Source organism: Nostoc sp. CmiVER01 (genome assembly GCF_034531135.2).
Classification (GTDB): Bacteria; Cyanobacteriota; Cyanobacteriia; order Cyanobacteriales; family Nostocaceae; genus Nostoc.
This window is the reverse complement of sequence record NZ_JAVRBU020000017.1, coordinates 87,106-107,342: the sequence shown is the minus strand read 5'-3', so window position 1 is coordinate 107,342 and position 20,237 is coordinate 87,106. Positions and strand designations below refer to the sequence as shown.

General features: G+C 41.0%; 18 protein-coding genes, 2 pseudogenes and 1 riboswitch. Of the genes and pseudogenes, 9 read left to right on the top strand and 11 right to left on the bottom strand.

Annotation, left to right across the window (positions count from 1 at the left end):
• Window positions 1-92: 92 nt before the first annotated feature.
• Window positions 93-671, top strand: a complete 579-nt coding sequence (locus tag RMZ43_RS27245; protein ID WP_322654301.1) for a hypothetical protein — start codon at window positions 93-95, stop codon at window positions 669-671.
• Window positions 672-873: 202 nt separating this feature from the next.
• On the opposite strand, the gene RMZ43_RS27240 is transcribed toward RMZ43_RS27245, so the two are convergent.
• A complete protein-coding gene (locus tag RMZ43_RS27240) occupies window positions 874-2,184 on the bottom strand; it encodes an aminopeptidase P N-terminal domain-containing protein (protein WP_322654302.1) in 1,311 nt (436 codons plus the stop codon).
• A gap of 956 nt (window positions 2,185-3,140) precedes the next feature.
• Here RMZ43_RS27240 and RMZ43_RS27235 point away from each other — a divergent pair.
• Window positions 3,141-4,382 carry an FG-GAP repeat domain-containing protein gene (locus tag RMZ43_RS27235; RefSeq protein ID WP_322654303.1) on the top strand — a complete coding sequence of 414 codons (1,242 nt, stop codon included), beginning with the start codon at window positions 3,141-3,143 and terminating at the stop codon, window positions 4,380-4,382.
• Between the two features lie 110 nt (window positions 4,383-4,492).
• On the opposite strand, the gene RMZ43_RS27230 is transcribed toward RMZ43_RS27235, so the two are convergent.
• From RMZ43_RS27230 to RMZ43_RS27195, 8 genes and pseudogenes are all read right to left on the bottom strand, one after another.
• Window positions 4,493-5,260, bottom strand: coding sequence for an MBL fold metallo-hydrolase (locus tag RMZ43_RS27230; protein ID WP_322648726.1), 768 nt, complete (start codon window positions 5,258-5,260; stop codon window positions 4,493-4,495).
• Between the two features lie 3 nt (window positions 5,261-5,263).
• Window positions 5,264-5,863 (bottom strand): anthranilate synthase component II, encoded by a 600-nt coding sequence (locus RMZ43_RS27225; RefSeq protein ID WP_322648727.1) that lies wholly within the window; start codon window positions 5,861-5,863, stop codon window positions 5,264-5,266.
• Window positions 5,864-6,117: 254 nt separating this feature from the next.
• Entirely contained in the window at window positions 6,118-6,573 is a 456-nt protein-coding gene (locus RMZ43_RS27220) for a diacylglycerol kinase family protein (RefSeq protein ID WP_322654304.1), read from the bottom strand.
• Window positions 6,574-6,726: 153 nt separating this feature from the next.
• The gene (ybeY, locus tag RMZ43_RS27215; protein ID WP_322654367.1) at window positions 6,727-7,254 is read right to left on the bottom strand and encodes an rRNA maturation RNase YbeY; all 528 of its coding nucleotides are present in this window, start codon (window positions 7,252-7,254) and stop codon (window positions 6,727-6,729) included.
• 110 nt (window positions 7,255-7,364) lie between these two features.
• On the bottom strand, window positions 7,365-7,520 hold the full coding sequence (locus RMZ43_RS27210) for a DUF3285 domain-containing protein (protein ID WP_100899181.1): 156 nt from the start codon (window positions 7,518-7,520) through the stop codon (window positions 7,365-7,367).
• Between the two features lie 202 nt (window positions 7,521-7,722).
• Window positions 7,723-8,845, bottom strand: a protein-coding gene (prfB, locus tag RMZ43_RS27205) for a peptide chain release factor 2 (protein WP_322654305.1) whose coding sequence is annotated in 2 segments (ribosomal slippage) — window positions 7,723-8,772 and window positions 8,774-8,845 — 1,122 coding nt in all. Because the reading frame shifts where the segments join, the coding sequence is not laid out codon by codon here.
• 125 nt (window positions 8,846-8,970) lie between these two features.
• A pseudogene (locus tag RMZ43_RS27200) lies at window positions 8,971-10,102 on the bottom strand (PCRF domain-containing protein).
• A gap of 132 nt (window positions 10,103-10,234) precedes the next feature.
• The gene (locus RMZ43_RS27195; RefSeq protein WP_322648731.1) at window positions 10,235-10,963 is read right to left on the bottom strand and encodes a Bax inhibitor-1/YccA family protein; all 729 of its coding nucleotides are present in this window, start codon (window positions 10,961-10,963) and stop codon (window positions 10,235-10,237) included.
• A gap of 337 nt (window positions 10,964-11,300) precedes the next feature.
• Between RMZ43_RS27195 and RMZ43_RS27190 the strand changes: the two genes are divergently transcribed.
• Window positions 11,301-12,086: an RNA polymerase sigma factor SigF gene (locus tag RMZ43_RS27190; RefSeq protein WP_322648732.1), complete on the top strand. Its 786-nt coding sequence runs from the start codon at window positions 11,301-11,303 to the stop codon at window positions 12,084-12,086.
• Window positions 12,087-12,144: 58 nt separating this feature from the next.
• Here the strand turns inward: RMZ43_RS27190 and bchD are convergent, their stop codons facing one another.
• Window positions 12,145-14,172, bottom strand: coding sequence for a magnesium chelatase ATPase subunit D (gene bchD / locus RMZ43_RS27185; RefSeq protein ID WP_322654306.1), 2,028 nt, complete (start codon window positions 14,170-14,172; stop codon window positions 12,145-12,147).
• A gap of 90 nt (window positions 14,173-14,262) precedes the next feature.
• Between bchD and RMZ43_RS27180 the strand changes: the two are divergent.
• From RMZ43_RS27180 to rnc, 5 genes and pseudogenes are all read left to right on the top strand, one after another.
• A pseudogene (locus tag RMZ43_RS27180) lies at window positions 14,263-14,496 on the top strand (Uma2 family endonuclease); the annotation flags it as partial.
• Between the two features lie 121 nt (window positions 14,497-14,617).
• The gene (locus RMZ43_RS27175) at window positions 14,618-14,797 is read left to right on the top strand and encodes a hypothetical protein (protein ID WP_322654307.1); all 180 of its coding nucleotides are present in this window, start codon (window positions 14,618-14,620) and stop codon (window positions 14,795-14,797) included.
• Between the two features lie 124 nt (window positions 14,798-14,921).
• A complete protein-coding gene (locus RMZ43_RS27170; RefSeq protein ID WP_322654308.1) occupies window positions 14,922-15,227 on the top strand; it encodes a hypothetical protein in 306 nt (101 codons plus the stop codon).
• Between the two features lie 514 nt (window positions 15,228-15,741).
• Window positions 15,742-16,527, top strand: coding sequence for an NYN domain-containing protein (locus RMZ43_RS27165; protein ID WP_322654309.1), 786 nt, complete (start codon window positions 15,742-15,744; stop codon window positions 16,525-16,527).
• A gap of 150 nt (window positions 16,528-16,677) precedes the next feature.
• A complete protein-coding gene (gene rnc / locus RMZ43_RS27160; RefSeq protein ID WP_322648736.1) occupies window positions 16,678-17,364 on the top strand; it encodes a ribonuclease III in 687 nt (228 codons plus the stop codon).
• 58 nt (window positions 17,365-17,422) lie between these two features.
• On the opposite strand, the gene RMZ43_RS27155 is transcribed toward rnc, so the two are convergent.
• Window positions 17,423-18,613, bottom strand: coding sequence for a sensor histidine kinase (locus RMZ43_RS27155; protein WP_322654310.1), 1,191 nt, complete (start codon window positions 18,611-18,613; stop codon window positions 17,423-17,425).
• Window positions 18,614-19,030: 417 nt separating this feature from the next.
• A riboswitch (cyclic di-AMP (ydaO/yuaA leader) is annotated at window positions 19,031-19,233 on the top strand.
• Between the two features lie 97 nt (window positions 19,234-19,330).
• Here RMZ43_RS27155 and ntrB point away from each other — a divergent pair.
• Window positions 19,331-20,182, top strand: coding sequence for a nitrate ABC transporter permease (gene ntrB, locus RMZ43_RS27150; RefSeq protein WP_322654311.1), 852 nt, complete (start codon window positions 19,331-19,333; stop codon window positions 20,180-20,182).
• The last annotated feature ends 55 nt before the right edge of the window (window positions 20,183-20,237 follow it).

The following is a 20,237-nucleotide window of genomic DNA, read 5'->3' as shown; positions in this document are numbered from 1 at the left end:
TAAATGAAGATATGCAGGCTACTTACAATTTTGACAGTATTACATTACCATTTGTAGGCGTATAATATCAAGCTAGTTCAGCGCGGAGAATAATGTCAATTATCAATAGACATCTGGTGAAAAAGAATGATAGCAAAGTTAAATTATTGACTCTTAGTACCGCAACACTTGCCTTTTATTGTTTAATAATTGGGACAGTGCTAGCACAGACAAAACTGACAAATCAATCAAAATTATCCATTAATGGTGTCGGACAAGTTAGAGTTGGGATGACTGTTTCCCAAGCGGCAAAGGCTGCTGGTACTAAGCTAGTGGGCGATACACCTAATAAAAATTGCTACTACGTTAAACCACAAAACGAACCTAAAAATCTTTTGTTTATGGTTACAAAAGGTCGCATTTCTAGAGTAGATGTGCGGCAGAATACCCAAATTACTACCCTTAAAGGTGCAAAAATTGGCGACACGGAAGCGCAAATCAAGTCTTTCTATCCAGGACAAATTAAAGTCACACCTCATAAATACGTCCAAGGCGGACACTACTTGACATTTATCCCGAAAGATCGTGCTAACCAGAACTATCGTGTGATATTCGAGACTGACGGTAAGCGTGTCACTCAGTTTCGGTCAGGTAAACTACCAGAAGTTGAATTTGTTGAAGGCTGTTCTTGATCTGAGATATCATCAAACTTATGGTGTAGTTACAACAGGAACAGGTTGGAAATCTCTCAAACTTTGTGAGAATACCATTTTTCTTGATAAGAAGGATTACTTTATTAAAGAAATAGACAAAATCTTAAGAATTCTGACAACGATGATGGCTTGTCCGCAATTTTATTTTAGCTTGGGGATGGTACACACCATCCCCATTTTTTTATCTTTCCATTTCATCCACTGCCTTGGGAACTCCCGCAGTTAACACTTCATGTCCATCAGATGTAACTAACACATCATCCTCAATCCGAATACCAATGCCAATCCATCGAGGATCAGTCTCTGGTTGATCTTCTGCTAGTTTAGTATCAGGCACAATATATAGTCCTGGTTCAACTGTCAAAATTTGGCCTGGTTGTAAAATCTGCGGTTTGTCTTCACCGTGCTGGTAAACTCCCACATCATGCACATCCAAGCCTAACCAATGACTGGTACGGTGCATATAATATGGCTTATACTTTTCTTCTTCAATTAACTTATCAATTTCACCTTTGAGGATGCCAAGTTCAACTAAACCTTCCGTGAGAACGCGCACTGCTATATCATGAACTAATTTGAAGGGATTACCTGGTTTTACTTGAGCGATCGCTTGTTTTTGTGCATCTAAAACAATCTCGTACAGCGTCTTTTGTTCAGACGTAAATTTACCCCCAACAGGAAATGTCCGGGTAATATCCGAGTTGTAATAACCGTAAGCACAACCGGCATCAATTAACAGTAATTCTCCATCTTGCATTTGCCGATTATTTTCAATGTAATGCAGTACGCAAGCATTCACGCCTGAAGCCACAATTGAAGGATAAGCTGGCCCCATTCCACCCCGGACTCGAAAAATGCGTTCCATCTCCGCTTGAATTTCGTACTCATAACGTCCGGGTGCAGCAATTTCTTGGGCGTAATTGTGTGCTTCAGTTGCGATTGCAGCTGCTTGACGCATCAACCTCAACTCAGCTTCACTTTTGATTAGTCTCATGCTGTTGAGAACAGGGCCAGTATCTTCAATGGCGATCGGCCCAGTACCGCGTTTAGGATAAGTTCGTAGTAAACTTTGGTAATGTCGCAGGATTTTGTCATTAAAAGTGCGATCGCGTCCTAAATGATAGTAAATCCGGCTGGCTTTTTCCAAATACTGCGGCAACTTTTCATCTAACTCGCTAATGGGGTACGCTTCATCAGCACCATAAATTTCCTTGGCTGCATCTACCCCAGAAAGATAACCAGTCCATACTTCCTTTTCGCGATCCTTCGGTTGGACAAACAGCACAAACCGATGTTCTGAATGATGCGGCGCTAACACCGCTACTGCCTGTGGTTCATTAAAACCAGTCAAGTAGAAAAAATCACTATCTTGGCGATAAACATACTCGACATCGTTGTGCATCACTGCCATTGGCGCACTGCGAAAAATGGCTGTGCCATCACCAATTTTTGCCATTAACTGCTCACGACGCTGCCTATATTCTGCTTGCATAGCTGATGTATATATTAAGTTATTGTGCTATTTTACACTTACTACAGCTACAGGATGCACAGTTTGTGCCTCTTAATAGTTGCTAATCTAAGTTATTCTAACCAATATTTCTTTCCACTCAAGTCATAGATCATTAGAGAATAATCAATTATCTCGAAAGATTCAGATTTCCTACTTTTTAAATTGCTTGGAAATCTTTTTGTTATCGAATGAATTAGAACTAATGTAGCGATCGCTTCTTTCTTTGCGTATTTGGGACTTTGTATAAAAATACGGCTAGTACACTGTAGCTCCTAAAAGGAGAGAGTCTTTGAGTTTTACTCCCCAAAGCTACGAGGGAATGGGTTAGGGGTTAGGTTTATATTGGACTCAACTAGAAACTGCTATAGGACTAATATTTGATTTCTAAAAAAGCTCGCTCGGTACAGATATTCCCTACTCCCTAATACCAATTCACAATTCGCAATGACGCTCGTTCCTCTCTACAAGACGCTGCGCTAACGCAATGGGCTAACGCCCCGCTCCGCTAACGCAATTAAAAGACTTAGATATAGCAATGCTTTCAAGGTTTACATCTGTATCAGATTTTTCGTGAAATGGTATAATCCCTACTCCCCACCCGCGTAGATAATTTCAACAATCAAATACGGTTCCTATATAAGTATATTTTTGATCCAACATTTAAAAGTTAAAGCAAATAGATAAAATCTGATGATTTTATCTATAAATCATCATATATATAAGGCACAAAAAATATTTTTTAATTGCTTATATATGACTTGAAAATTTTATCATGGTCGTTTAAAATCAGCAGATATATATCTGCAAGTAATGACATTAATAAAGAAAAAATAGTTATAAAGAAATTTGGAACTCCTCGTAAATGTTATTTCGTTACAGAAAGAGATTATCAAAAAAAGTTAAAAAAATATGATAACCAACGATAAAAATACACCATGCCTGAAACTCCAAAGTCTTCACCCTTAGGTTTAAATACATCCGAATGGGCATCAGATTCTTTTGCAAAATCACAAATTTTGACAACTTCTATTGATAGTTTAACTTCTAATTTCGGGTCTAAACTTAGCAGTTCGTCACTACCACCACAACGTGAATCAGTAACCACGCCTGCCAAAACATCATCAAATCCCAATCCTAATCCTTACATAACTAGTGCGGCGATTACTCCTGACTTTAACGGTGATGGCAAAACGGATAAAGTTTGGGCCGATTCTACAACCGGTGAGATTATCATTCGGTTAATGGACGGGTCAAAAGTTATCGAACAGGGTTCTTTAGGTAAATTTGACCTAACTGCCTATGATTACAAAATTGCTGACTTCAATGGTGATAACAAAACCGACTTCTTATTACGCAATAAGACAACAGGTGAAAATAGCATTGTATTGATGGATGGTACAAAAGCTGCTAGTATGGCATCTTTAACCAGCGTTGATCCAGCGTGGACTCCTCAGATTGGGGATTTCAATGGCGATCGCAAAACCGATATCTTCTGGCATAATGCTACAACTGGTGAGAACGCCATTTGGGAGATGGATGGCACCACCGTTCTGAATGCAACTGTTTTAGATAAAACAGATCCAGCACTAACTCCTACCATTGTTGATTTTGACGGCAATGGTAAGAGCGATATTTTCTGGCGCAATCCAACAACTGGCGATAACACCGCTTGGTTTATGGATGGCGCACAAAAAACTGAATTCGCGCTGCAATCACAGGATGCTGCCTGGACTCCTACCTTTGGTGATTTCAACGGCGACTATAAGACTGATATTCTCTGGAGAGACACTCAAACTGGTGAGAACAAGGTTTGGACGATGAATGGTATCTTAGTCACAGAAGGTGCTTTAGGGACACTTGACTCAGCCTGGACTTCTAAAATTGGCGATTTCAACGGTGACGGCAAGACCGATATCTTCTGGCACAATAGCACAACTGGTGAGAATACCGCTTGGTTGATGGATGGTACAACAGTTGCTACTGAAGCTTTCTTACCGACTAATAGCGCAGCTTTGACACCATCTCTTGGCGACTTCAACGGCGATGGTAAGACTGACATCTATTGGCGCGATCAGACAGCCGGTGCAGACAAAATTTGGACTATAGATGGAACGACAGCCGTCGAGACTCCCATCAGCGACGCAGATAAGCTTGGCCCAGAATGGTATACGTTCTAAAAGCTGGAGTACAGACGTGATTAATCGCGTCTGTACAAAAGTCTTAAGTAGAGACGTAATTAATCGCGTCTGTACAGGAGTTAGAAATCTTCCACTGCTTCCCCTACTCCTCAAAATTTGTAACTCAAAACCTGAATCACGCTATTTTCCGGCAAATCTTTAGGGCTAATGGAAATACTATCTCCATTGCTACGCCGCACCGTCATACCTTGCATTAAGGTCAGAAAATTATCGAGTGGTGAAATATCGCACTTAGCAGCATCAGCGGCCTGTGTGCGGTAATGGGTTGGAATCACTATCTTGGGATTTAAGATTTGCACAGCCTGCTTTGCTTCCTCAGCATTGTAGGCTTTTGCACTGCCTCCCACTGGAATGAATGCTACATCGGGACGCCCCATCAAGATTTTTTGCTCAATGGAAATGGGTGCAGCAGCTCCACCTAAGTGTAAGATATTAATTCCGCCTTGCTTCCAACTCCAAGCGGTGTTTGAACCAAACTGTCTACCACCTTTGCGATCGTGGTCTATGGCAATTCCTTGGAATTTAATGCCTTTGAACTCATAAACTCCTGGTTCGTAGATGAGTTTTGCATTTCCTGGTAATACGTCCACAGCCCCTTCATCCAGCAATTGACTGCTAATCAGTACTAAATCTGCTGCAACTTTTGGTTGACGATACCCAGCAGTACAACCGGCTGTCCGAAATGGATTAACAAGAATTTTCGCACCGCCACCAGTAAAAAGAAAGCAAGTATGACCCAACCACTGAACTGATAAACCGCTAGATTGTGCGTCAGCTTGAGATTCAGAACCCAAGTTAGTAACCAAAGCTGTGACTAACCCCGCCCCAGCATAGCCCATCAACTGTCGTCGTTTCATTAATTATGCTCTCGACTGTAACTGTTCCAGAAAATTTCGCAATAACTGTTTTCCTGAAGATGTCAGGACACTCTCTGGGTGAAACTGGACGCCCTGAATATGAGGATACTTCCGGTGTCGCACTCCCATAATGGTGTTATCTTCAACCCAAGCGGTGATTTCTAACACATCTGGGCAAGTCTCACGTTCTATCACCAAACTATGATACCTGGTGGCGGTTAAAGGATTTTCTAATCCTTGAAAAACCCCCACCCCAGTGTGAGACACCTGAGAAGTTTTGCCATGCATCAACTCTGGAGCAGGAATTATTTTACCACCGAACACTTGACCGATGCTTTGATGTCCTAAACAAACACCCAAAATTGGCAACTCTTGCCCTAGCTGTTCAATCAATTCTAAAGAAATACCAGCGTCTTCTGGGCGACCAGGCCCAGGAGAAATAACTACGGCTTCCGGCTTTAATGCTTGAATCTCATCTATGGATATCTTATCGTTACGAAAAACTTTAATATCATCTGCTACTGGGAATTCTGCTGCCAATTCTCCCAGATACTGCACTAGGTTATATGTAAAACTGTCGTAATTATCGATAACTATAATCAAAGCTTATAACTCCTGTTTTTACCACTCATCAGTTGCAAAAAGCATAGACAAATATCTCATGCTATTTGTTCGCTAGGTCTAAAAATAACGCTGATGTGGACGGCTAAAAATTACCAAGTAACCCTTTATCAAGGATGCTTGGCGCGATGCCTTACTTTTGAATTGCTTATAATGTGTTCTTTAAGGGATCGGACAGAGTGTTTATCGGCTCACTTGGCGATGCCTGGGTTAGACTATGCCGGAGTAAATCAAGTCTACAAAGTCGATATAATTAACTTTACCAGAGGAGGGAGCAGGAGCGTACCAGCTACTAGCACCGCTACCAAAGCAGAGACAAGCACTGCACCGGCCGCACAATCTTTAGCAATTTTTGCCAATTCATGGTATGTCTGCTTAACGGTTAAGTCTACAAGAGACTCGATCGCTGTATTTAGCAACTCTAATGCCAAAACTAAACCACTAGTTATACCAATTACCGCTATTTCTACCGCTTGCAGATGTAGAAAAACGCTTAAAGCGATCGCTAAAGCGCAAACACTTACGTGGATGCGAAAATTACGTTGAGTTTGAAAACTATAGCTGATTCCAGCCCAGGCATATTTAAAACTAACAAATAAATTAGAGGCTACTTTCCAGGAGAATTCCCGTTCGTTAGACACCAGTGTTTGTAACGAGGTCGGAGTTGGTGATGGAGAGATTTTTTGGGACATAGACTTAAAAATACAAAAACAGAGTTGCTACGTGGGAATATTCGCCGATTTTAATGGCGAAATTAACTTTGAGGCAATCTTTAAGCAATTTTCCACAGAAGTATTATAAAAGTATTACCCAAAATTAACATTATAGAAATACACGAAATACTGCTATTCCATGTCAATAGCAATACCTATTGCATTCAGCAATCTCACTTGCTGTTCTAACATTCGCCCCAAACTTTCTTCATCAGGATGATCCCAGCCTAAGAGATGTAGCAAACCGTGGCTAGCTAACCAGGCTAGCTCGGTGGGTAAGCTATGCTCCTGCTGTTGAGCTTGACGTTGTGCTGTATCTACAGACACAATGATATCACCTAAGTATAATGGTACAGAAGCAAGCATCTCTTTGCTTTGAGGAAAATCCACCTCCAAAGCAGCAAAGGCTAAAACGTCTGTGGGCTTATTTTGTTGACGATATTGGCTATTTAGTTCTTGAATTTGCGAGTCATCTGTCAAACGCAGCCCGATTTCATAGCTTGGCGCTGGTGGAATTTGAGGGTGAAGGATTTCCAACCAATGATTAAACCAATTTTCCCAAGTTTCAGGAGTGATTCGGGGATCAGTATGATCAATTTTTACAGATGTTGTCGGGGACAACTCGTAAAAATCATCCTCTACGTATAGTTCAACGCTCAGGGGCACACAGTCTCCTAGTCTGAGGTTTACGGTTTGTCGCTAAGACTGTCCTTTGTCATTGGTCATCTGTCCTTTTAAATATAATTAATGACTAATGACTAATGACTAATTTAGTGAGTTAGGTAGGCAAGACCAACAAGGAGAGATAAAAGCCCTACGGCAGTCAACGCAAAATGCTTTAGGGAAGTTCCACCCTTCCGCACCATGTTTCGCATGGCGAGTTTTACGTAGCTAGGTTGAGGTTCTGTTGAAGGTGTGTTGCTCATAGTTATTTGTCCACAGACTCTTTTATAACTGTAACAGTTGGTCTGGAATAGAATGGCGATCGCCTGTATATTACTCAGGAATTTATCTGAAAACGCCCTAATAAAAAGGAATGGTATGAAATCGTGCCAATTTTAGAAAAATAAATAACAAGTGCTAAGTAATATTAAAATTAATTACTTAGCACTTGTAAATAATCCCAAATTATGCAGAAGTGTTTTCTACTAATTTATTTTCTTGGCGCAGATAAGCTTGAATGAATGGATCAATTTCGCCATTCATCACATCGCCAATCGCCGTTGTTTCTGTATTTGTACGCAAATCCTTCACCATTTGGTAAGGATGAAACACATAGTTACGAATTTGATTTCCCCAAGAGGCTTCCACCATATCGCCACGAATTTCGGCAATTTCTTGGGCGCGTTGCTCCTTGGCGATGACCAACAGCTTTGCTTTAAGACGATTTAGGGCTTTTTCTTTATTTTGCAGCTGCGATCGCTCTTCTGTACAGCGCACAGCAAGACCCGTGGGAAGGTGAACAATCCGCACCGCAGTTTCTACTTTGTTGACGTTTTGCCCACCTTTACCACCAGAGCGAGTTGTGGTGATTTCCAAATCTTTATCTGGAATATCCAATTGCACAGAGTTATCAATCTGCGGCATCACTTCCACCCCTGCAAAACTGGTTTGCCGCTTGCCGTTGGCATTAAAAGGTGAAATCCGCACTAAGCGATGTGTACCCATTTCTGATCGCAAGTAACCATAAGCATAGCGACCAGTAATTTCTAGGGTTGCCGATTTAATTCCGGCTTCATCACCCTCCGACTCTTCAGCTAAAGTTACCTTATAGCCGTGAGCTTCGCCCCAACGGGTGTACATTCGCATCAGCATAAACGCCCAGTCTTGAGCATCTGTACCACCGGCACCAGCACTAATCGTCAGTACAGCACCTTCCGCATCATAGGGGCCGGATAGTAACTGTTGTAACTCCCACTGATCCAGATCACGATTCAGTTTAGTGATGGTAGATTCTGCTTCTTGGAGTAGTGCCTCATCGGTTTCTAACTCCAACAATTCAACAACTGCCTTAGTATCTTCTAGATTGGCGTGCCACTGATCGTATTGCTGGAGGTGGGCTTTCAAGTCATTGAGTTCTTGCAGCGTTTGTTGGGCTTGGGTTTGGTTATCCCAAAATTCTGGCTGTGCTGATATTTTTTCGAGGTCTTGAATTTTGGCTGTCAGTGCAGGTACGTCAAAGATAGTCCTGGGTTTTACCCAGGCGGCCAGACAACGTTTCGATTTCGCGTTTGAGTTCTAAAACTTCCATAGTGCTTGCTGAATGATAGATAGAGCGCTTTAGATTTGAAAATTGCTCTTTATTCTACTTATGTTTCTTGATTTTAGCTGTAGTTGGGCAAATTTTTTCTGCACTACTTATATAAATTACAAAAATTACTTGAAATTATCAAGCGCTTCTTTAGCTACTGAAGTAGCGTGATTTAACTGTTGCAGATATGCTTTGATAAACAAATCAATTTTACCGTTTAATACCTCTGTCGCAGCAGCTGTTTCTACATTGGTACGTAAATCTTTCACCTTGGTGTAAGGATGCAAGATATATTCACGGATGAGCTTGTTGGATAGAGATTTTATCTGTCGGGGTTGAATTTTGTCAATCTGGGCACCTTGGGCTAGTGCAATCGCAAACAGTTTACTCTTGAGAATAACTATGGCTTTCTCTTTGTTTTGCAGCTGGCTCCGCTCTTGGTTACAAGAGACACTAATCCCAGTCGGAATGTGAACCATCTTTACCCACGTTTCTGTTCGGTTGATATTTCCCCGATGGCGATAAAAAGTAATTTCCAAATCCTTCTCTGGAATCTCAAAATCAATAGACTTATCTAAAATAGGGCAGACTTCTACGCTGGCTAGGCCAGTATGCCGCCTGCCATTGCCATGAACAGGAGAAATTCGCTCTATTCTTGCATGAGTTCCTTGTTCCGATTTTAGTCAGCCATAAGCATAACGCCCTGTAATTTCTAGGGTGGCATGTTTGAACCCTCCTAAATCACCTGCTGACTCTTGCACTAGATGCACTTTATGGTTATGATTTACTGCCCAACGATGGTATAGGTGTAATAACATAGCTGCCCAGTCTTGAGCATCTATACTTCCAACCTCAGCCGTAATTGCCAAGAATGCCCCCTTTTGGTCGCAGGGATCGGACAGGAATTGTTCTATTTCTACTATTTCAAGTTCTTGCTGGAGTTGGGTAAGGTTGGTTTGCGCCTCTTGCAATAATTCTTCATCAGCAGATAATTCTAGTAGTTCTAGTGCAGCTTTGATATCTTCTAGAATGAAGTGCGATCGCTGATATTGTTTCTTTGTAGCCTTGAGGAAATCAATTTCTTGAAGTATCTGATAAAAACTGGCAGAATCATCCCAGAAAGTAGCTTGAGAAATCAATTGATTCAACTCTTCAATTCTTGCACTCAGTTCTGGGAGGTCAAAGACAGCCTTCAGCCTTGGTCAAGATATTAGACAACCTTTGTACTTCAATTTTGATATTTAAGAGTTCAAGCATAATTTTGCTCACTTGAGGCTTAACTTATCTACATATTCTACTGTTAAACAAATAAAAAAAACCGTGGTTGCTAAAAATTTAACCACGGTTTTTACTTTATAAAACTTTACTTTTGTCAGTACCTACAGACAATTAATCACGGCCATTGATGGCAATTAGCAACCGCAAGATAAAGACAAACAAATTGATGTAAGTAAGGTACATCGACAAAGCAGCAGGCAGATATTGGTCATCGCTGTAAGTGCGAGGCAAAATGTAGAAATCGACAACAGAAACCCCAACAAACAAGAATACTCCTAAACCGGAGATGGCAATTTCTAACCAATTTGGCGTGTAAACACCAAACATCGCAAAACCGAATTGGGCTAGGCAGACAACTACCAAGGCGATAACGCCGAGATTGATGGTTTTTGTCAAAGCCATGCCATCTTGTTCAGAGAGATTTGAACCAATTTGACGAGCAGCAATAAAGGTAACGCCACAACCAAGGGCAGCTAAACCAATGCCTTGAATGCCAACACCTTGGGATCTCAAAGCGACATATACCAAGCCACTAAGAGTATACCCAGACAAGAGGCTGTAGGTTGCCAGCAGAGGTAGTGCAAGACCTTTATTACCTTTTTGGGCAACATTTTGGGCAACAAAGAACAAAATTAACTCTACAATTACCGCACCAATGAAGGTAGGAAAGAAGATTCCGGGGTTAGTACGGATAACTCCCAAACCGCCGTAGGTTCCTAATGCCGTTAGCACCAATCCACCACCGACGTAGGGTAGGGCGTTGGCAATTACATTTGGGCCAACGAGGGCGTGAGATTTCGCCTCACGGATAGCTTCACGAAAATTACTGGTATTGCTCATATTGAAAAACTGTTTTTTAGGAAAACGTTCAGCCTATTTCTATTCTTACCAAGATTTAAGGCAAGAAACCAGTAAAGGGTTAAGTAAGGTACGGGACAACTAAACAAAAAAGATTATGTAAGGTCGAAATTGTTATCTGAAAAACAAACATAACCTGAAACAGCGAGGGTAATAAAATCATGCGTACAAATACTGAATTATAGAGTACGACCCCTCACAAGTTCAGTGAAACGACGATAGCTTATTCTGCCCTTGCTAAGGAAAATAATAACAGCTTAGAAGAAAATATACGCAACTCCATTTTCCCAGAGATAGGAGTTACAACAAAGGAATGTATATGGCAGCAAGTGAGTCCTCTTTACGAACTGATGGTATAGAATTATTACACTTGTACCACCAGAATCCTTCTATTAAACTTCGTAATAAACTTGTACAGTTACATACCGGCTTAGTACGGAAGATGGCTCATAAATTCAGCCATCAATGTAATGAACCTTATGAAGATTTAGAACAAATCGGTTATTTTGGTTTGATTAGGGCAATTGAGCGTTTCGATCCTAGCCAAGGATATGCTTTTAGTTCCTTTGCAGTGCCATATATTCGCGGTGAGATGCTGCACTTTTTGCGCGATCGCAGTACTCTATTAAAAATTCCCCGTCGTTGGCAAGAATTATATAATGAAGGGCAAAAGATTCGTAAGGACTTGGCAATGTCTTTAGGTCGTCAGCCCAAGGATGCTGAAATTGCCAGCCACCTCCGGGTATCTGTGCAAGAGTGGCAAGAAACCAAGTTAGCTGCTCAAAATCGGATGCCTTTGAGTTTAGATGCAACCGCAGTTAACTATGTTGATTGCCAAATAACCTTGGGTGAAGCACTTCCTTGTCCTCGCTCTCATGTCCTCCTACAACAGGAAGAAGAACGCCAACAACTCCAAGGCGCAATCAATATGTTGGAAGAAAAGCCCCGCATGGCAGTTGAAATGGTATTTTTGAAAGAACTTTCTCGCAAGGATGCTGCTAAAAACATTGGTACTAGTCCAATGACGGTAACGCGCTATCTGCAAAAGGGAATCCAAGATTTGGTTTGCTATTTGCAACCACAGGCAATGCCAACTGGCTCGTAGTTATTAGTCAATAATCAGTGGTTAGTAGAAAAGCAGCTGACAAATGACAATTGATTAATTATCGAGATTTTAAATCAGCGATCGCACCTTTGGTCATAGCAGCAATAGCTTGATCTGTGGCTTTCGGCAAATGATAATATTTACCGCCTGCTGTTTGCGATAATTCTTTGGCAAAGCCAGTAGACACAAATTTACTTTCTGTATCAATTACTAATAGTTGCATCCCCAAAGCACGGATTCTGGCAGCAATTTCTAATAATTCTCCTTTAATATCTGGCTTTTCTCCTGGTTCTAGCTGTTCACCCAAAGAACGCGCTAAGGGAATATTACCCCGTCCATCAGTGATTGCTACAAGGACAACTTGTCCAATATCTCCACTCATCTGAGCATTTAAGCCGACGCGTACAGCTTGGGTTAAACCATGCGCTAAGGGCGAACCCCCACCACAGGGCAATCTTTCTAAACGGTTACGCGCCAAAGCAATAGAACGTGTTGGAGGCAATAATACCTCTGCTTGTTCTCCCCGGAAGGGAATTAATGCTATTTGATCGCGGTTTTGATAAGCTTCTGTTAATAGTTGCATCACCGCACCTTTAGCCGACTGCATTCGATTCAAGGCCATTGAGCCAGAAGCATCTACCACAAACACTACCAACGCCCCGGCTTTGCGTACCAAGCGTTTCGAGCGAATATCAGGCTGTTCTACAATAACTTTTCTATCTGGTTGTCTTTCTCTGCGTGCTTTTTGATAAGGAGCCGCAGCTCTGAGCGTGGCATCTACTGCGATGCGTCGCGCTTTTCCTTTGGGCAACATCGGCTTAATGTAGCGTCCCCTGTCATCGGAAAAGATGACGCTGCGACTACCAGATTTACCTTGTCGCTTCGCCATTTGAGTAAAATACAGCACGTTGTCATCAAGAATTACCCCTTCTGGATCAAAGATAAATTCTTCCGGGATGCTAGGGGGTTCTTGCTCTTGATTTTCTTCCTGTTCTTCTTGTTCTTCTTCCTCTTCAGATTCGTCCTGGGGTTCTTCTTGATTCTGTTGCGGCGGCGGTGGCGGAGGTGGTGATTGTTCGGGTGGCGGTGTCTGCACAACTGTGGCGCGTGGTACAATCACCAATTCCACAGCACGGCGCAAATCTTCGGCATTAACTGTTGTCCGTCCCTCCAAAGCCGCCGCAGCTTTGGCAACCCGCGTGGCGAATAACTCGGCGCGATGTCCCTGAACTCCACCGCGAATGGCTTCATCTACTAAGTAGGCAATTTGTTCATGGGTGATGATGACTTCTTTCAACCATTCCCGTGCCAAGATGATTTGGGTTTTCAGGGAGTCTAAATCTTCGTTGTACTGTTCGAGAAAATCTTGGGGAGATTTAGAATAAGCGATCGCTTGTTCTACTGCTTCTACTCTTTGATCTAAGCCGAGTACACCGTCAGCAGAAAGTGCGATCGCAATTCTATCTAATAAATGTTCCCGTAATCCGCCTTCTTCTGGATTGTAGGTGGCAATAAATAGGGATTTGCACGGATGCTGAAAACTAATCCCTTCCCGTTCTATCTGGTTGCGTCCCTCAGATAATACTGTTAGAAGTTGATTTGATATTTGGTCATCTAATAAATTAATTTCATCTACGTACAGTACACCCCGGTTTGCTGTAGCCAGTAATCCAGGCTGAAAAATCGTATCACCTTGTTTTACCGATTTTTCCACATCCACAGAACCAAGGAGTCTGTCTTCTGTAATACCTAGAGGAATTTGCAAAAAAGGCGCGGGAATGATTTCGACGGGCACATCTTGAGTGTCTTTGTCTGCATACTCCGCCAAAAGTTGATCGTCCCATTCTTCGGGGTGGTTGGGGTCACAATTACTGATTGAGCCTTTGACAACTTCAATCGGCGGTAGTAGAGCATGGATAGCACGAGCCATTACAGATTTTGCCGTACCGCGACGACCTGCGATCGCTACTCCTCCCAAACCAGGATCAACTGCGGCTAACAGCAAGGCTAATTTAATTGCTTCTTGACCGACTACGGCTGTCAAAGGAAAGGCAGTGATGGTGGGGTTGATAGTAGGCGCAGGCATTGTTTTTTCAATAGCGAGTCTCGGCCTTTAGCATACCAATTTCTGACACATTTAGAATAAGTATTATGGCAATGAGAGAAAGGTAAAGTTATGAGTATTGCTCAGGCTAAACGCTTCACACTAGATGAATACCACAGGCTTGGAGAATTGGGATTTTTCTATGAAGATGACCATATTGAGTTAATTAATGGGGAAATTATTCAAACGGCATCCAAAGGTACAGCCCATGAAACTTGTTTGCGAAACTTGTTACGGGAACTTCCAAAAATTGTAGGTGATAAGGCAACTTTGCAATCTCAAGCCCCGATTGCTTTGCCACCGAATTAGGAAACGAACCGCCAAGGACGCAAAGGACGCAAAGGAAAGAAAAAAGAGAGATATAATTTTCACGAATGATTGAGTACTGCTATATATGATTCGGTCATAAGACAAAGGAGTAAGTTTTATGGCTTATAGTGATTTTAAACTTATTGAAGTTATTGATTACTTTGGCTTAGTTATTCATGAATCATCTGGACTCTTCGCAAATGTACAGGAGCAAGAATGTAGTAATTTATTATCTACTATTCTTAGGGAAAATGTTGATTTAGCAGTAGCGATAAGTTCAAAAAAAGCTCGAAGTTAAATGATAATAAGTCCAATTTTATTAGAAATTAGACGCAAATTTAATTATGAAATAAGCTTTTTTTCGGGAGTTGATTTTACTTGTTGATAGTCAGCGAGGATTAAACGGTTTTTGTGATTTTATTTTGAGTCTTTCTTCGGAGCAGTTGTTTGTACGTAGTCCGGTGATTGTTTTAGTAGAAAGTAAAAATGAGAATTTGAGGTCTGGTTTAGCCCAATGTATTGCCGAAATGGTAGCGGCTCAGTTATTTAACGAGAGAGGTGGAAATCAAATCAAAGCTATATATGGTGCTGTTACTATCGGTACTATCTGGCAATTTCTTAAGCTTGAAGGCAATGTAGTTTCGATTGATTTGAGTGAATATTATATTAAGGATATTAAGAGGATTTTAGGTATTTTGTATGGTGCGATCGCTCAAAGTAAACCGTAAATCATTTATTCATTAAAATGTTTTTGAAATAATACTATAGAGCATTTTTAAAGTTCATGGATATGGGTGAGCGCTTTAACGAATCTTCATGAATAAGTATATTGACAATCCAGAGTCATCCATGTAACTCTGTACATAAGACAGAACAAACAACCACACTCTAAAACGCAGGTTTTTGATGTTGTCTCAGCAGCAGAATTCCTAGTTTCCTGCCGAGCTTCGTGTTGTTCCTTCGGCTGAATATTCAGCCCAATGTCAGGTCAAATAATTGGCTAGACGTTCAATGGGAAGACAAGATGTTTGGATGAATATTCAGGGGAAAGGATGACGCGAAACTTGGTAGGAAGCCAGGAATTCTACGGCTGAGACTTAAACCAAACGAAAGCGGCAGTAGAGAGCTTTATTGCATGGAAGTACTTTTTAAGTAGAAATTCCTCGTATAAAGCCCTGCTACTGCTAGATGTGTGATTTGTTGAAGCTGTCCAGTTTACTAAAGAATACTGGATACATTACAATGGCACACGCTAATCAATCTTCCAAAAAACAAACAAGCCAGCAAAAAAATTCTGTAGGTATTTTTGCCGATATTCAGAACGTCTCTTCAATTAAAGGAAAGGGTCATTTTTTGCTGGAATTTGCCCAATCCAATGGGCGTATAGACTTCAAAAATGTCTACTATAATTCACACTACCTAAACCAAGTTTGTACCAAAAATGAGCTAGAACTTCTTGGTATGAAGTGTGTTGATGTTCCTGAGCATTCAAATAATAGTGCAGATTATCGATTGATCGCTGACTGTGTTAAAGCAGTTGCATTTAATCCTTCTCTAAAAACAATTATCCTATTTTCAGGAGACTGGGACTATGCTGGCTTAATTTATATTCTAAAATACTTGGGTAAAAAGGTGATAATTTTTGCTCAAAGAGGTAGTGTTAGTCCAAATTTAATTAAACTCGTTGGTAATGATAACTTCCACTTTGTAGATGAATTACCTCAGCTAGTTGGCAATAGCAATAAGACTCAACCTCCAAACACGGATCTTGTGTCTCAGATTAATTACAATGAGGCTATAGAGTATCTAACTGAAGCTATCAAAACTGCCTTAAGACAAGGTAAGCTTACCGTATTTGGTCGGATTGATAGATTGATGCGTCAACGTTGTGCTAACTATAAAGGATGCTCATCTATTTCTACAGGTGATTGCAAGAAATTTAAGAGTTTTAGTCAGTTTATTGATGCTGCTGTCAACGATGGCAAAGTCCGAAAGCAAGGTCAGGAATTGTTTTTAGTTGAGTTATAGAAATTAGCTGCTTAAAAAAGCTTTTAAAAACCCAGTTGAGTCAAAGCTGGGTTTTATCAACACCGCTATATGCGGTTTTTTCATGTCTGAAGACAATAGCATTCGTAAAGTTTCCAACAGCCAATTTACGCAACAAAACACAAAAGAAAAATGCACAAAATTCTAATGTTCCATAATGAAAAACTTTTACGCCGTGCGCTTACTCACCGTTCTTACGTCCATGAAAATCCCGGAGAAGGCGAACATAATGAACGCCTAGAATTCCTCGGTGATGCTTTGCTGAATTTCTTAAGTGGTGAATATCTATATAAGTGTCACCCAGAAATGGGAGAAGATGAATTAACCCGACGGCGTTCGGCACTGGTAGATGAGAAGCAATTGGCCAAGTTTGCCGAAGAGGTAGGTTTAGATTTTAGAATGCGGTTAGGAAAAGGCGCAATTCGAGACGGAGGCTTCCAAAATCCTAATTTGCTCAGTAGCACTTTTGAAGCTGTCCTTGGTGCTTACTATTTAGATAATGACTCCAATATTGAAGCAGTTCGCGCAATTATAGAACCGCTATTTGATTCTGTAGATCCTAAGCATATAATTGTGTCTCGTTCTAATGTAGACTCAAAAAATCGCTTTCAAGAATGGGTACAACGCAACGTTACTCCAAATCCCCCCAAATACTTTACAGAACAAATAGGAGGCCCCTCTCACGCGCCAGAATTCATAGCAAAAGTATTGGTAAATGAAAAAATTTACGGCGAAGGTAAGGGACGGAATAAGAAAGAGGCAGAAAAAGCTGCTGCTGAGGATGCGCTAGATAAGTTGAAAAAACAAGGGTTGTTGTAATAATGTCTTTTGATTTCACGCAAAGGCGCAAAGAAGAATTTTACGTCTTGGCGCGAAATCAACTTTCTATTCGTAAGGGCAAAATTACGGTAAAGGTAGAACCAACGCCTACCTCAGAGACTAGCTTAATTTCACCTTCGAGTAATTTTACTAAGCGGGAGACGATCGCTAATCCCAATCCTGTACTATCAGGGAGATAGGGACGATCGCTAAAACTGACGCGAAAGTAAGGTTCAAATATCTGGGCTTGGTTTTCTGGTGCAATGCCAATTCCTGTGTCAGAAACCGCGATCGCCCATTTCTGATTCTCCAATACCTGACACATTATAATAATAGTCCCCGATTCTGTATAGCGAATTGCATTACTAATAAGATTTGTAAAAATTTGTTGACATTGAAAAGGATCTGTAGTTATCTCTTTGGGAGCGCGATCACAATCGACTACGACTTTTAAATTTTTCCCACCAGCTAAAGGTTCCAACATTTCACAGACATTATTGATTAATTCACGCACATCGGTGGGTGCTAAATGGAGTTTCATCTGCCCTGCGTCATACCGCGAAAGTTCTAATACATCGTTGATGAGATGAAGTAATTGTCTGCCATTGCGTAGTACCCGCTCAATATGTTCGAGATTGGCGGAGGTGTCTTTTATCCGAGTCTTTCGTCGTTGTTGGCGTAAAAACAGATCCGAGTAACCAATAATGGAAGTTAGGGGATGTTTCAATTCGTGGGCTAGCTGCGAAAGATACTCTTGATTAGCACTCATTAAGCGCGTGAGTTCATCATTATGAAGTGTTAGTGATAAATGCAACTGCTGTAATTCTCGGAACCGCTCCTCAACATAACTCTTGAAACACCGAGCGATCGCTTCGTCTATGATAGCGTCAATCAAACGCATTGAACGAATTATCTCTACAGGTGTTCCCCCCAATAAATCTGGTTGTAGAGCATCAAATATTACTGTTCGCAGCAGATGATATTCTCTGGCAATTTCTGCTGGGTCAAAGCCTTGTTCCGCTCGAATCGCTCCATGCTGAAAACTGGCAGTAACTATTGACTGAATATCGTTATCCTGATGTTTTGAAAGCACTGTCACCATTGCTTTCAAAACATCAGGGATGTGATCCTTTACTGCTGTGTAAGATAGGTCATCAGCACTTTCAATTCGTCTATCCTTGCGAACTGCTGCAACCCATTTATCGATGATGGTGTCCGTTTTTTCAGCCAGTACTTGACTAAAATCCATTATGTTAAATATCAGCTAGGAGATAGATGAGTAAAGTTCCATATCCAATTAGTTTAGCGAGTGCAGGGAGTTTTTACCAAATTTAACAATTTTGTTCACCTACCAAAAGTAATAGATTATATATGCTATTTTTTTGTTGATTAACTAACCGTATATAAAATTTTTTCAGTATAATATATAATTTGTATAAAAAAATACTAATTAAGGACGTAAGATTCTTGATGCTTGGCTCGACTATATTGTTTAGCGGTCTATGTAAGGAGTTCACTCACAGCATACTTAAAAATGTAAGTTTTATTTATTGCAAGACCCCAAGATTAACACTGAATTTTGGTATTAAAATTAACAAGATTTATCATAAGATAGATAGCTTTTACTGAGCATAGATGTTATATTGTCCATAATTTAATATCCATTAGAGTAAGTCAGCCTAATTCAGCGTGTCACAGTGCATAACGCTGGAGCGGAGGAACCAAATTGTGGGGCGTATCTAATAAAAAGTCAGGAGTTGAGAGTTACTAAATATTTAACTCATAACTTATAACTCATAACTTTTTTTAGAAGGGCATCTCTCAGCCCTAGCCCGTCAGCTAACTTCGTAGGCTTTGAGAGGAGACTGAAGAGACGGCATTTTTCTAATGTTCCGATCTCATCGGTGTCCAAGGCTGGTACTGCTCGGATTCTTTGTACCTGCACTTAAATCTGTTGAGGTCGTAAATGATATTTCAATTAAATTTAGCAGTGATCGCAGCGATCGCTGGACAAGCTGCTTGGAAAAAAACAAAACCTGTCATCGTTAGAGATGTCTTTTTTCTACCTGTGTTGGGGTTCTTGGGAATAATTGTGCTGTGGTGGATTATTGCACTTGCCAACCATGAATTGATGCCCACCCCGCCAGAAGCGTTAATCGCTAATCTAGACTACATATTAAATCCTTTCTACCAGCGAGGCCCGGGCAACTTAGGAATTGGTTGGCTGTTGATTGCAAGTCTACGCCGGGTATTAATAGGTTTTTTGTTGGGTGCGGTAGTAGCGATTCCTCTGGGGTTTTTAATTGGCATGTCTAGATCGGCAATGCTAGCGCTCAATCCGATCATTCAAATTTTTAAACCTGTATCACCCTTAGCTTGGCTGCCCATCGCCTTAGCAATTTTCAATTTAGCAGATCCTTCAGCCATTTTTGTCATCTTTATTACTTCTCTCTGGCCAACAATTATTAATACCGCTTTAGGAGTTTCTAGCGTTCCCAAAGATTATTTAGATGTGGCACGAGTTATAGAAATGCCCCGTTGGCGACGGATTACAAAAATCATTTGGCCTGCAAGTTTACCATATATTTTTACAGGCTTGCGAATTAGTTTAGGGATAGCTTGGCTGGTAATTGTCGCCGTAGAAATGCTTACAGGCGGTATTGGTATCGGCTTCTTTGTCTGGGATGAATGGAGTCGCTTAAACCTAAGTTCAGTGTTTTTAGCTGTGTTGGTAATTGGTGTAACTGGGTTAATTCTAGATTACGCCGTGGGTAAAATTCAAGAATTAGTAACTCATCGCCCGAAAACTTCCAACTAACAAAATTCGGCTGCTATCAAAACAGCAGAGACTCTGCGCCTGAAGCGTGAGTAAT

What these genes read in the sequence shown, in the direction of transcription:
- RMZ43_RS27245 (WP_322654301.1), top strand. Translation starts at nt 93, where the DNA reads ATGTCAATTATCAATAGACATCTGGTGAAAAAGAATGATAGCAAAGTT.
- RMZ43_RS27240 (WP_322654302.1), bottom strand. Translation starts at nt 2,184, where the DNA reads ATGCAAGCAGAATATAGGCAGCGTCGTGAGCAGTTAATGGCAAAAATT.
- RMZ43_RS27235 (WP_322654303.1), top strand. Translation starts at nt 3,141, where the DNA reads ATGCCTGAAACTCCAAAGTCTTCACCCTTAGGTTTAAATACATCCGAA.
- RMZ43_RS27230 (WP_322648726.1), bottom strand. Translation starts at nt 5,260, where the DNA reads ATGAAACGACGACAGTTGATGGGCTATGCTGGGGCGGGGTTAGTCACA.
- RMZ43_RS27220 (WP_322654304.1), bottom strand. Translation starts at nt 6,573, where the DNA reads ATGTCCCAAAAAATCTCTCCATCACCAACTCCGACCTCGTTACAAACA.
- RMZ43_RS27210 (WP_100899181.1), bottom strand. Translation starts at nt 7,520, where the DNA reads ATGAGCAACACACCTTCAACAGAACCTCAACCTAGCTACGTAAAACTC.
- RMZ43_RS27195 (WP_322648731.1), bottom strand. Translation starts at nt 10,963, where the DNA reads ATGAGCAATACCAGTAATTTTCGTGAAGCTATCCGTGAGGCGAAATCT.
- RMZ43_RS27190 (WP_322648732.1), top strand. Translation starts at nt 11,301, where the DNA reads ATGGCAGCAAGTGAGTCCTCTTTACGAACTGATGGTATAGAATTATTA.
- bchD (WP_322654306.1), bottom strand. Translation starts at nt 14,172, where the DNA reads ATGCCTGCGCCTACTATCAACCCCACCATCACTGCCTTTCCTTTGACA.
- RMZ43_RS27175 (WP_322654307.1), top strand. Translation starts at nt 14,618, where the DNA reads ATGGCTTATAGTGATTTTAAACTTATTGAAGTTATTGATTACTTTGGC.
- RMZ43_RS27165 (WP_322654309.1), top strand. Translation starts at nt 15,742, where the DNA reads ATGGCACACGCTAATCAATCTTCCAAAAAACAAACAAGCCAGCAAAAA.
- rnc (WP_322648736.1), top strand. Translation starts at nt 16,678, where the DNA reads ATGCACAAAATTCTAATGTTCCATAATGAAAAACTTTTACGCCGTGCG.
- RMZ43_RS27155 (WP_322654310.1), bottom strand. Translation starts at nt 18,613, where the DNA reads ATGGATTTTAGTCAAGTACTGGCTGAAAAAACGGACACCATCATCGAT.
- ntrB (WP_322654311.1), top strand. Translation starts at nt 19,331, where the DNA reads ATGATATTTCAATTAAATTTAGCAGTGATCGCAGCGATCGCTGGACAA.